Annotated in this window: 11 protein-coding genes and 1 other annotated feature; of the genes, 3 read left to right on the top strand and 8 right to left on the bottom strand. The window is 39.1% G+C overall.

From position 1 onward, the window contains the following. Window positions 1-132 precede the first annotated feature (132 nt). A complete protein-coding gene (locus tag Q0376_RS05145; RefSeq protein ID WP_298704869.1) occupies window positions 133-894 on the top strand; it encodes an adenosylcobinamide amidohydrolase in 762 nt (253 codons plus the stop codon). A 118-nt stretch (window positions 895-1,012) separates the two neighbouring features. On the opposite strand, the gene Q0376_RS05140 is transcribed toward Q0376_RS05145, so the two are convergent. After that, complete coding sequence (locus Q0376_RS05140; protein WP_298704867.1) at window positions 1,013-2,011, bottom strand: asparaginase; 999 nt, start codon at window positions 2,009-2,011, stop codon at window positions 1,013-1,015. Window positions 2,012-2,141: 130 nt separating this feature from the next. Between Q0376_RS05140 and Q0376_RS05135 the strand changes: the two genes are divergently transcribed. Continuing rightward, a complete protein-coding gene (locus Q0376_RS05135; protein ID WP_298704865.1) occupies window positions 2,142-3,578 on the top strand; it encodes an aminoacyl-histidine dipeptidase in 1,437 nt (478 codons plus the stop codon). 235 nt (window positions 3,579-3,813) lie between these two features. Here the strand turns inward: Q0376_RS05135 and Q0376_RS05130 are convergent, their stop codons facing one another. Then, complete coding sequence (locus Q0376_RS05130; RefSeq protein WP_298704863.1) at window positions 3,814-4,329, bottom strand: flavin reductase; 516 nt, start codon at window positions 4,327-4,329, stop codon at window positions 3,814-3,816. 149 nt (window positions 4,330-4,478) lie between these two features. Here Q0376_RS05130 and Q0376_RS05125 point away from each other — a divergent pair, with 149 nt between their 5' ends. After that, window positions 4,479-4,925 (top strand): helix-turn-helix domain-containing protein, encoded by a 447-nt coding sequence (locus Q0376_RS05125; RefSeq protein WP_298704861.1) that lies wholly within the window; start codon window positions 4,479-4,481, stop codon window positions 4,923-4,925. Between the two features lie 218 nt (window positions 4,926-5,143). Here the strand turns inward: Q0376_RS05125 and Q0376_RS05120 are convergent, their stop codons facing one another. The 6 genes from Q0376_RS05120 to atpG all read right to left on the bottom strand — a co-directional run bounded on the left by Q0376_RS05120 (window position 5,144) and on the right by atpG (window position 11,822). Continuing rightward, a complete protein-coding gene (locus Q0376_RS05120; protein WP_298704859.1) occupies window positions 5,144-5,548 on the bottom strand; it encodes a MerR family transcriptional regulator in 405 nt (134 codons plus the stop codon). A 345-nt stretch (window positions 5,549-5,893) separates the two neighbouring features. Beyond that, on the bottom strand, window positions 5,894-7,171 hold the full coding sequence (locus tag Q0376_RS05115) for an O-acetylhomoserine aminocarboxypropyltransferase/cysteine synthase family protein (protein ID WP_298704857.1): 1,278 nt from the start codon (window positions 7,169-7,171) through the stop codon (window positions 5,894-5,896). Between the two features lie 39 nt (window positions 7,172-7,210). After that, on the bottom strand, window positions 7,211-8,149 hold the full coding sequence (gene metA / locus Q0376_RS05110) for a homoserine O-succinyltransferase (protein ID WP_298704855.1): 939 nt from the start codon (window positions 8,147-8,149) through the stop codon (window positions 7,211-7,213). 142 nt (window positions 8,150-8,291) lie between these two features. After that, window positions 8,292-8,556, bottom strand: a binding site (T-box leader). 505 nt (window positions 8,557-9,061) lie between these two features. Then, window positions 9,062-9,496, bottom strand: coding sequence for an ATP synthase F1 subunit epsilon (gene atpC, locus Q0376_RS05105; protein ID WP_298704853.1), 435 nt, complete (start codon window positions 9,494-9,496; stop codon window positions 9,062-9,064). 3 nt (window positions 9,497-9,499) lie between these two features. Continuing rightward, window positions 9,500-10,924 (bottom strand): F0F1 ATP synthase subunit beta, encoded by a 1,425-nt coding sequence (gene atpD / locus Q0376_RS05100; protein ID WP_298704851.1) that lies wholly within the window; start codon window positions 10,922-10,924, stop codon window positions 9,500-9,502. A gap of 31 nt (window positions 10,925-10,955) precedes the next feature. Next, window positions 10,956-11,822 carry an ATP synthase F1 subunit gamma gene (gene atpG / locus Q0376_RS05095; protein ID WP_298704850.1) on the bottom strand — a complete coding sequence of 289 codons (867 nt, stop codon included), beginning with the start codon at window positions 11,820-11,822 and terminating at the stop codon, window positions 10,956-10,958.

Here is an 11,822-nt window from a genome sequence, read left to right as displayed (position 1 = left end):
ACAATTTATATTAAGAACATATATTAATCCATAGTCCTATATAGGTCTATTAATAACCCCATTATATGTCCAATATTGAAAATACAAAGTATATACGAAAAAAACGCCAGGTATATATTCACAGGAGAAATTATGACGAAACAACAACATGTCAATCCCTATGCAGCACCGTCACAACTTGATGTAGGAGGCTATGTAACAACGACGGCCTCGGCCTTAACAGTAGCCTTTGACGAGGTGCATTATAGTCTCAGTACGAGTCCATTAAATGGTGGTTTTCATCATACCTTAGCACTGCGCAATCAACAGTTAAACTTCTTTGTCAATAATGAACAAGAACTACCTGGTGGTTCCATGGCAAGTTACTTGAGCCTAGAATTCGAGCAAGAAGACTATCCGCTTAACTTCTGTACCGGCCTCATTACCAGTGCCTCTATGAAATGGCATGCCTACGCCAAAGTAACCTGTGACACGCTCCTTGTAGAAGTCATTGCTACAGCGGGCTACGAAGAAACAGCCCACCGCGCTGGTGATGGCTATCATTATGTGGAGCAAGAAGGACATTTTACACAGCCGCACACCATCAATTTACTGGTCTTCACAAACCATGCCCTCACTGATGGCGCTATGACCAAGGCCTTAATAACAATCACAGAGGCTAAAACCGTGGCGTTACAAGAAGCACAAATTTATGATGCTACGGGGCAACATTTAGCTTCAGGCACTGCTACGGACGGTGTCATTTTAACTATCGACACCAATGGCCCTATCCTTACTGATGCAGGGACCTTCTCTCAATTTGGCGACACCCTTGCTAAAGCAGTGCGCCTAGCCATTAAACGGGCTTTAGAAAATGGTCGCACTCGCAAAGTGTTAGAAGAAGGTAATGCATAATCTTCAAAGAAGGTCTCCCATAGTCTTAAAAGAAGCCAGCACATAGGCGCTAAAGCAACTAGTACATAGTTTCTAAATAAACTAGCATATAGTCTCTAAATAACCTAACCCATACGCTCTAATAGGTATAAAACATTTGCTGCAACTCTTTTATACTATCAGTTTGACATAAACCTAACATAAGCAAAATCCGCGCTTTCTGCGTTGTTAAGGTATCACTCACGATAAATGGCGCCCCCAAAGCCACTCCAGAACTTACCATACCACTGCCCGTACGAGATGCGCGCACTACAGGAATCTGAAGTTGACTTACCTTCTTATGAATAGCCTCTGGTAATATACCATGACCTAAACCACCTAATACAAGGCCTTTCGGCTCAAGTGCTAATACACCATCTAACACGGCAGCTGGCATATCAGCATATAGAGTCACCGCCACAACCCTTGGCAACTTCCGAGCTTGCCATTCTGCCTTATTTTGTAATAAAGCAGAAAATTGACTCTCCTTCGTATGCTTGCGGAGCGATTTATAATACAATCTGGCCTTGCCTTCTTGAACAAAGCCCATATGTCCAAAGTAGGGACTTTCAAATGTTTCTACAGCGGTCGTGTGGGCTTTATGTACGTCTCGCGCACAATCAATGGCCCCATTCAATACAACTAAAACGCCGGCCCCTATAGCGTCTTTTGAACGCGCGGTTTGAACTGCTTGCAATAAATTTAAAGGACCATCCGCACTAATTGCTGTAGCAGGCCGCATGGACCCAGTCACAACAATGGGCTTTGTCGTATGTACCATTAAATGTAAAAAATACGCCGTTTCTTCCATCGTGTCCGTGCCATGAGTGATTACGACTGCATCTACATCACTGCGATCTACATACTCTTGCACTAGCGCAGCCAAACCTTGCCAATGGGGCGCCGTCATATCTGAACTATCAATATTACTAAACTGTTGACTTTCAAATGGCCCATATTGTCCTAGGCCTGGTACAGATGCAACAAGAGCATCTACAGTCAATTCGCCAGCATGATATCCTGTTAAATCATCGGCCGTAGCGCTTTGCCCTGCAATAGTGCCACCAGTTCCTATAATTACTAATTTATTAGAATACATAAAGCCTCCTTTTATCCTGAAAACTCTAATAAAATTATATCAAACCTATATGGATTTTCACAAATCATTACAAATATGATAGTATAGATGCATAGAGTTTTTTACTTAAATTAATAAACGAGGTGTTAGTATGAGCAACAACAAAACGATTGCATACTTTGAACAAATGAATCAAATTCCACGTGGCTCTGGCAATGAAAAAGCTGTAAGTGATTGGCTCGTTCAATTTGCCAAGGACCGTCAACTTGAGGTGGAACAAGACGAAGCATTAAATGTTATTATCCGTAAGCCGGCTACACCAGGTTATGAAAATAGACCATCCATCATTTTACAAGGCCATATGGATATGGTTTGTGAAAAGAGCGATGCCTCCACTCATGATTTTACCAAAGATCCTATTGAACATATTATCGACGGTGATTGGCTTCATGCCAATGAAACAACGCTCGGCGCTGACAATGGCATTGCCGTTGCTATGTCTCTTGCCATCTTAGATGATGATACTGTAGCACATGGCCCATTAGAATGCCTCTTCACCACATCAGAAGAAACTAGCATGGTTGGTGCCAATGCAATTAAAGAAGGCCAGTTACACGGTCAATACTTACTTAATATTGACACTGAAGAAGAAGGCGAATTTGTAGTTAGCTGTGCTGGTGGCTGTGGTGTAACCGTAGAAATCCCACGCCTTCGCGATAATCGCGACACACAATTTACTAAAGCCCTAAAACTAACTATCAGCGGTTTCTTAGGTGGTCATTCAGGGATTGAAATCAACAAAGAGCGCGCCAATGGTAACCAAATTCTTGGTCGCTTACTCTACGAATTGGCTCTTCAATACAATTTCCAACTTGCTAACTTTGAAGGCGGCACTAAGCACAATGCGATTCCACGTGTAGGGACTGCTACTATTTTACTTAAAGAAGATGATGTAACAGCCGTAACCAATTGGATTAAGGCAAAAGTTAAAAATTACCGTCATGAATATACACCGCAAGATGAAAACATCGACATTCTCCTAAGTGATGCGGAACTTCCTGACACTGTATACGGTGGCGATACAGCCGAGTCCTTACTCACCTTCTTATACTTGGCGCCTAATGGCGTATTTGCTATGAATCACTCTTTAAAAGGCCTCGTAGAAACAAGTAATAATATTGCCATTGTCAAAGAAACAGAGCATACAATTAATGTGGCTGTATCCATTCGCAGCCTCTCTGGTAGCTCCTTAGATTTTCTAGTGAAAAAATTCCAACTCTTAGCAAGTACACTAGGACTTCCAATCACTGTTGGTGAAGGCTATCCAGCTTGGGAATATGAACCAGGCAGCAAACTTGAAGAACAAGCCATTGCCATTTATGAACAAGTGACTGGTCAAAAACCATTAGTAACAGCGATTCATGCAGGCCTTGAATGCGGTCTTTTAAAAGCGGTTATGCCTAATACTGAAATGATTAGCTTTGGCCCAACCATCACACATGCTCATACACCACAAGAACGCATAAGCCTCTCTTCTGTAGATCGCATTTACACGTACTTAGTGGCTTTGCTCAAGGATTTAAAATAAGAACTTTATCATAGCCGTACTAGTTCAGCTATAACTGCATTGACGCAAGGATAACTATATGTAAGGCATCCATAGGGATATAAAAATATAAAGCACCACCGAGTCACTATGTCTTCTATTATTAGATATTTCTAAAGTTAGAATCACAGTGCACTCAGTGGTGCTTTTTCTCTATATTTTAGTCTCTCACTATTCTTTCTGTATGAGGTAGACTTCAACGAAACTTTTGTATCATTTAATCCTTAACCAATACTTTTTGGATTTCCCCTACATACATATCATGGAAGTCTCGTTCTGGATACATGGTCTCCATAATATGGCGATCCACAAAGCCTTCTTCTAAAATAGGGGCTTTATAAATTTTACGGCAAATAAGAACTAAATCAGCTTCTTCAAAATATGTTGTGTCCATGTCAAAGGCTGGCTTCATTTCCATCTTACCAATCTTATCTTCATCGCGACCTGAGTGAGTCCCTAAATAAGCTAATTGACGCTTATAGTCTTTGCTAAAGAAGGATAAAGTAAAATAGTCTTCACGATCTATAAATTCTTTTGTATAACGCTGTGGGCGTACGTAAACAATGGCAGTTGGTAAGCCCCTATTCGTTGCCCAAAGAGCCCCTAGATGGCCCCAGCTCGCCGTCATAGTATTAAACCCACGGTCTTCATTTCCCGCTGTAATTAACAACCAATCATCGGAAATCATGGTCATAGGATTTAATTGCAATTCTTTTACGGAAATTTCTTTCATATCTATCATCCTTTCTCAAATTTGAATCAAGTCCTTTACACATGCTATTATAAAAGAGATATATAAACCTGAAAAGACGGCACATTTTTTTACTATAGGAACAAATTTGTTACAATTAAGTAATTTCAATGCTTTTTAAGGAGGTGAACATGTTGCGAAATCTATATCATCTAGCCATTGATGCCACTCTTGAAATTTTAAGTGGCAAATGGAAATTACTCATCCTCTGTCATCTAGGCGATGGTACCTTGCGAACTGGTGAATTAAAACGGCGCATGCCGGGCATTTCTCAACGCATGCTAACCCTACAGTTGCGCGATTTAGAAAAAGCTGGCATAATTAGCCGAAAAGTATATAAGGAAGTACCGCCTCGCGTAGAGTATAGCTTAACCGAGCGCGGCTTAAGCCTACGCCATATCTTAGAGGATATGTCCGATTGGGGTTCTACGTTAATCGAAGAACGCCGTCAAGCTGGTGAAATTATTGAAGTCATAGCCCCTAATGACAATGGCCTTCGCAATACACTCCCTAGTCATAGCGATAACAATCTGGAGGGGCAGAACCCAACGGCTTCCACTAGTAAAGCTTTAAAATAATATACAATACTATACAAATAATATACTAGTACTCATATGTTAAAATAAAATCCCCTACTCTTTAGATTGTTGGTCTAATAGTAGGGGATTGTTATTTGTTATTTGTTATTTGTTATTTGTTATTTGCTATTTGCTATTTGCTAATTATTATTTTAATTGTTATTTATTACCTGTTTATCCTCTTAGGGTTTTAATTTATTGAGCCGTATGTCTTCGAATTATTTATTTGTATTCTTAGACTTCCAATCCTCTACTAATTGAGCTGTTGCTACATTGCAATCTTTATAGACTGTATCAATTTTATAATCTAATAAGGCCAAGCATTCTTTAATTTCTTCGAGCTTTTCACGTAAATTTTCACGAGTTTCTACTAAAATTTCACGGCGTGCTGGTTCAGTACCTGCTCCTTGTAAAGCTAATTTTACATACTCTATAATGCCTTCCAAAGGTACGCCTGCTTTTTTAAAGCAAAGCACAAACTCCACCCATTTGATAGTCACTTCATCAAAATCACGAATGCCCGATGCTGTACGAGGCACTTCTGGAATTAAACCGATGCGCTCATAATAACGGAGTGTATCAGTTGTAAGATCAAATTTTTCTGCTACTTCTTTTATAGTCATCCTTGCACCAACTTTCATTTTATAAAAATGCACGTATATATGTTACTATCCTTATGTATTAAGTTCTCTTCTTAGTATATCTATATGCCTATTATTAGAATACGCATAGTACTATTATTAGAATATCCATATTACTATTATTAGTATACGGCCTGAAGTGAACTCTAAGTCAAGAGCAAAATCAGCTAAAAAAGCAAAGAGACTCTAATCAAAGCCATTACGCTTCAATCAGAGTCTCTTTGTCTATGTTAAGGAGAGAGTTTTCGTATTAATTTAGAAAATTCTCTAGATTAATACCACCAATATTCTGGATAGGTATAAGGTGTCGCATGGGCGGCTATGTTTTTATACGTGTTCCAAAGCTTGTTCCAAATCATCGATTAAGTCCTCCACATTTTCAATCCCCACAGAAACACGAATCATATCTGGGCTTACACCAGCTGCCTTTTGCTCGTCTTCATTAAGTTGTGCATGGGTGGTGCTAGATGGATGAATTACCAAGGATTTAGCATCCCCTACATTAGCTAAATTAGAGAAAATTTGTAGGGCATCAACAAATTTAATGCCTTCTTCTTTACCACCCTTAATACCGAAAGTAAAAATAGAGCCTACCCCTTTAGGATAATACTTATCAGCTAAGGCTTTATATTTGCTATCCTTAAGTTCGGGATAATTAACCCAAGCAACTTTAGGATGATTGACTAAGAAATCAATAATTTTACGTGTATTCTCTACATGACGTTCTACACGAAGAGACAAGGTTTCAATGCCTTGAAGAATGAGCCAAGCCGCCAATGGTGTTAACGCAGCCCCTGTATCGCGAAGTAATTGTGCCCGCACCTTTACAGTAAATGGAATTGGTAAATCACCATAGACAAGACCATTGTAGTGAATATCGCCAGCTACAAAATCAGGATAGCGCCCACTGGCCTTGTAATCAAACTTGCCACTTTCTACAATTACACCAGCAATAGTTGTGCCATGACCACCTAAGAATTTAGTAGCTGAGTGTACCACGACATCTGCACCATGTTCAAAAGGACGGATAAGATATGGTGTACCAAATGTATTATCTACGATAAGAATGATTCCATGTTTATGAGCAATATCAGCTACAGCTTGAATATCAATTAAGTTAATATTAGGATTACCAATAGATTCGATATAAATAGCTTTCGTTTTATCATCAATGGCTTTTTCAAAAGCAGTTAAATCATCAGGATCTACGAATTTAGTAGTAATACCAAAACGTGGTAAAGTTGCACTAAATAAATTGTAAGTACCACCATATAATGTAGATGCAGCAATAATATTGTCCCCAGCGCCGGCTACATTTTCAATAGCATAGGTAATCGCAGCAGACCCAGATCCCACCGACAAGGCACCTGCACCGCCTTCAAGAGCAGCTACACGTTTTTCTAATACATCATTAGTCGGTGTGCCAAGACGAGAGTAAATACCGCCTGCATCGCGAAGTGCAAAACGATCAGCAGCTTGCTGTGCATCTTTAAATACATAACTAGTTGTTTGATGAATTGGCACAGCACGTGCCCCTGTTTCATCGATTACTTGACCTTCATGTAATTGAATTGTTTCGAATTTGTACTGTTTGTTGTTGCTCATAATAAAATCTCTCCTTTTTCTCAAATAGGCTTCTCACACCTATTTAATATGTGTTTTCATCTTTTTTATTTGTTCAATAATATATGGTGTTTCCTGGTACACATAATAATTTAACCAGTTAGTAAATAACAAAGTACCTGTAGAACGCCACCTAACAATAGGTTCCTTCGCTGGATCATCATCAGGATAATAATGTTCTGGCACATCAATCTCTAACCCCAAGGCCACATCTCGCTCATACTCTTTTTGCAATGTATCACGATCATATTCAGAATGGCCGAATACAAAAATGTGTTTATTATCTAAACTTCGTACAACTGACGCCCCTGTTTGTTTAGAATCAGCCAAAATTTCCAGCTTCTCATTAGCTTTAATCAAATCACTACTTACTGTTGTATGTCTTGAATGCGGCATATAGAAAATTTCATCCATCCCCCTTAACAACATAGGTCGTGAGTTATGCACTTCATTTTCAAATACGCCGAATAGTTTCTTTGGTAATAATTCCTTGTCAATTCCAAAATGGTAATAAATACCGGCTTGAGCCCCCCAACAAATGTATAATGTTGAATATACATGTGTTTTACTCCACTCCATAATTTCAACAAGTTCTGACCAATAATTTACTTCTTCAAAAGGCATTAGTTCTACAGGCGCCCCCGTTATTATCATGCCGTCAAAGAATTTTTCTTTAATGTCCTCAAAGGTCCTATAAAAAGAAGTTAAATGCTCTTCTGATGTATTAACAGCCTTATGTGTTGCCATGTGCAGTAAGGTTATGTCTAATTGCAATGGCGTATTGCTTAAGGCCCTAAGCAGTTGCGTTTCTGTAGTCTCCTTAGTGGGCATTAAATTTACGATTAGAATCTGTAGTGGCCGAATATCCTGTGTTTCAGCTCGAACAGAATCCATAACGAATATATTTTCTTCCGCTAACTTTCCTATGGCTGGTAAATCCTTTACCACTGTAATAGGCATCTTACCACCTCCCGATATCATATTGTCTATTTTTCAACTTGAAAACTCTCTCATCCCCTAATTCTTACCGCTCTCTAATCTCTCAATACCTCTCTATCCCCTCCTGCAACAATATATAAAAAACGCCTCATTCACTCTCGTGAACAAGGACGTTAGATAACGTGTTACCACCTTGATTTAAGTATATTTCACAATATACTCCTCAACCAGTACGACTTATACATTGTTTAAATTAAATAAGTTTATACTGTGGCATTATAACGGTTGCATCCGCCGAGACTAAAGCTTTCGCATTCCACCTCGGTGACTCCAAGACCATCTTCGTCGTATTCCCTTGTATCCCCTTTCACCTAACGGGACTCTCTGTAACAATACCCTACGAGTACTTATCTTTTCATCGTCTGTTCTATATATAATTATGAAATCTCAAATACCATGTGATGTATTTGATGTTGTTACTATACCAATGTGGCAAGAAAGTGTCAACAGCGATTTAACTCACGTCCATTCTCAAGAGACTCAAAAACTATAATCCATCATTAAGTACCAACAGATCATAATTCCTATAGATTCCCATCAAATCCTATGATTTAAACTTGTAAACAATCTAAAATATTAAAAGAACTCTTCGTTGTTATAGTTTCAAACTATAACTAAATAATAAGAACAACTATATTCATGTGTAATATCAATAGACAATTTATTTACTACGTATATTTGAATTATGATGCATTTTGACCTGCGATTGTATCAAATAAAACCTAAAATTATAAAACCAAATGTATCCTAGCTATTTGTATAAATATTTACTATGTTTTATTCTCATTATTTTTCATTTATAAAGAAAAAAGGACTGCAATAATGCAGTCCTTCTATAAGTAAATTTACTCGATTCGTAAACTCACTTAATAATTATTCGTCTTTTATACCTTTTTTAAGGCCTTTTTTTACCTCAATACGTAAGAGGGCACGTTCTAAAGCAAGACGAGCTCGATCAAAATCAACATCATCATGATGACTTTGTAAGCGTTCTTCTGCACGCTCTTTAGCGCGTTTTGCTCGTTCTTCGTCAATTTCGCCAGGCAATTCGCAATTAGGAGTTACAATGTTAATTTCAGTTGGTGTTACATCCATAAAACCACCAAAATTAGCAAAGAATAGTTGTTCACCATCCAAAGTATCCACGCGAAGTTGTCCCACATCTAATGCAGCCACTAAATTAGCATGTCTTGGCAAAATACCAAGTTCACCCGCTTTAGAGCGCACTACTACGAATTTAGCATCGCCAGAGAATATGGTGCTATCAGGAGTAATCACATTTAAATGGATTTTGCTTTCGCTACTCATGAATTATTCCCCCTTCTCCAACAATTCCTTTCCTTTAGCTACTGCTTCATCGATGGTACCAACCATGTAGAAAGCATTTTCAGGTAAATCATCATGTTTACCTTCAAGGATTTCTGTGAAACCGCGTAATGTTTCTTGTAATGGTACATACTTACCAGGGGAACCAGTAAATACTTCAGCTACGAAGAATGGTTGACTCAAGAAACGTTGAATTTTACGTGCACGAGCAACTGTCAATTTATCATCTTCAGATAATTCTTCCATACCAAGGATGGCGATGATATCTTGTAAATCTTTGTATTTTTGAAGTACTTCTTGTACGCCACGAGCAATTTTATAATGTTCTTCACCAAGTACTAGTGGGTCAAGAATACGGCTTGTGGAGTCAAGTGGATCCACAGCTGGATAAATACCAATTTCAGCAATAGAACGAGACAATACTGTTGTCGCATCCAAGTGAGCAAATGTTGCTGCTGGAGCAGGGTCAGTCAAGTCATCGGCAGGTACATATACGGCCTGTACAGATGTGATAGAACCTTCTTTTGTAGAAGTAATACGTTCTTGCAATGCTCCTACGTCATTAGCCAAAGTAGGTTGGTAACCTACGGCTGATGGCATACGACCAAGCAAGGCAGATACTTCAGAACCAGCCTGAATGAAACGGAAAATATTATCTACGAATAATAGTACGTCTTGTTTTTGTACGTCACGGAAATATTCCGCCATAGTAAGACCTGTTAAAGCTACGCGCATACGAGCTCCTGGTGGTTCATTCATCTGCCCATATACTAGGGCAGTCTTAGAAATAACGCCAGACTCTTTCATTTCGTTCCAAAGGTCATTACCTTCACGAGTACGTTCACCTACGCCGGAGAATACGGAATAACCACCATGTTCTGTAGCGATATTGTGAATTAATTCCATGATTAATACAGTTTTACCTACACCGGCACCACCGAACAAACCGATTTTACCACCTTTTACATAAGGGGCAATAAGGTCAACTACTTTAATCCCTGTTTCAAGGATAGTAGTTTCTGGTGCTAGATCGTCAAACTTAGGAGCTGGACGATGAATTGGCCATTTTTCTTCAGATGCAACTGGAGTATCATCATGGTCAACAGTTTCGCCAAGTACGTTAAAAATACGGCCAAGTACGCCATCACCTACTGGAACAGAAATAGCCGCTCCAGTATCAACAGCTTCCATACCACGAGTAAGGCCATCAGTGGAGCTCATTGCTACAGCACGAACAGTATCATCACCTAAGTGCTGCATAACTTCAACTACAATGACTTCTTCCTTACCTTGGTCATCGACTTTTTTAATGTGAATTGCGTTGTAAATAGCTGGCAAATTCCCTGCCGTGAAGAGAATATCAACTACTGGTCCAATGACCTGTACAACTTTACCAATATTATTACTCATTTAAGAGGTCTCTCCTCCTTTATAGTTCTGCCTATTGCAAGGCATTAGCGCCGCCGACAATTTCAGAAATTTCATTAGTAATGCCAGCTTGTCGTAATTTATTGTATTCCAAATTAAGGGTACTAATCAGTTCACCTGCATTATCCGTTGCGGAGGTCATGGCCGTCATACGAGCACCAAGCTCACTAGCGGAGGCCTGCAACAATGCATTATATACTGTAATCTCTAAATATTTTGGCAAGAGTTCACTATAAATTGCTTTTGCACTAGGTTCATAGTAATACATCTCTTGCATTTTTGAATCGTCTTGTTCAGGACTTGTTACGGGTAGTAAATCTACACTGCGAACAGTTTGTGTTAAAGAGTTCACGAAATGTGTATATACCATCACTACTTTATCCACTTTTCCTTCAAGGAAAAGCTTTGTAGCATCGCTTACAATCCGTTGTGCATGACTATATTCTGGCTTATCAGAGAAGCCATAGTAGGACTCAGCAATAGCATGTTTTTGATGAGTCAAATGTTCTAATGGCTTACGTCCTACCGAAATTACTTCGTAACTAGTGCGCTCTTCTTCAGCAACTAGACGAGTAAAATATTTAATCAGGTTACTAGTATATGCACCTGCTAGGCCTTTATCAGCACCTATAAGAATGTAGGCTGTACGCTGTACTTCTCTTACTTCCATAAGAGGATAGGCTGTCAATTCAGCTGTATTAAGACTGCCAGCTACATTATTTAGGATTTGGCCTAATTTTTCTGCATAAGGCTCCGTAGATTTTGCTTTTGTTTGTGCACGGCGCAATCGGGCAGAGGCTACCATTTTCATGGCCTTAGTAATCTGCTGCGTATTTCGTATACTTTTTATACGCTTACGTAAATCCTGTGCACTGGCCAT

The sequence above is a fragment of the uncultured Veillonella sp. genome, assembly GCF_937981445.1.
Classification (GTDB): Bacteria; Bacillota; Negativicutes; order Veillonellales; family Veillonellaceae; genus Veillonella_A.
Note: the sequence above shows the minus strand (reverse complement) of the source record. Positions and strands in the feature narration are given on the sequence as shown.

Bases quoted from the DNA above. Each gene is read 5' to 3' on its own strand.
- atpG (WP_298704850.1), bottom strand. From the start codon at position 11,822: ATGGCCAGTGCACAGGATTTACGTAAGCGTATAAAAAGTATACGAAAT.
- metA (WP_298704855.1), bottom strand. From the start codon at position 8,149: ATGCCTATTACAGTGGTAAAGGATTTACCAGCCATAGGAAAGTTAGCG.
- Q0376_RS05115 (WP_298704857.1), bottom strand. From the start codon at position 7,171: ATGAGCAACAACAAACAGTACAAATTCGAAACAATTCAATTACATGAA.
- Q0376_RS05120 (WP_298704859.1), bottom strand. From the start codon at position 5,548: ATGACTATAAAAGAAGTAGCAGAAAAATTTGATCTTACAACTGATACA.
- atpC (WP_298704853.1), bottom strand. From the start codon at position 9,496: ATGAGTAGCGAAAGCAAAATCCATTTAAATGTGATTACTCCTGATAGC.
- Q0376_RS05145 (WP_298704869.1), top strand. From the start codon at position 133: ATGACGAAACAACAACATGTCAATCCCTATGCAGCACCGTCACAACTT.
- Q0376_RS05130 (WP_298704863.1), bottom strand. From the start codon at position 4,329: ATGAAAGAAATTTCCGTAAAAGAATTGCAATTAAATCCTATGACCATG.
- Q0376_RS05140 (WP_298704867.1), bottom strand. From the start codon at position 2,011: ATGTATTCTAATAAATTAGTAATTATAGGAACTGGTGGCACTATTGCA.
- Q0376_RS05125 (WP_298704861.1), top strand. From the start codon at position 4,479: ATGTTGCGAAATCTATATCATCTAGCCATTGATGCCACTCTTGAAATT.
- Q0376_RS05135 (WP_298704865.1), top strand. From the start codon at position 2,142: ATGAGCAACAACAAAACGATTGCATACTTTGAACAAATGAATCAAATT.
- atpD (WP_298704851.1), bottom strand. From the start codon at position 10,924: ATGAGTAATAATATTGGTAAAGTTGTACAGGTCATTGGACCAGTAGTT.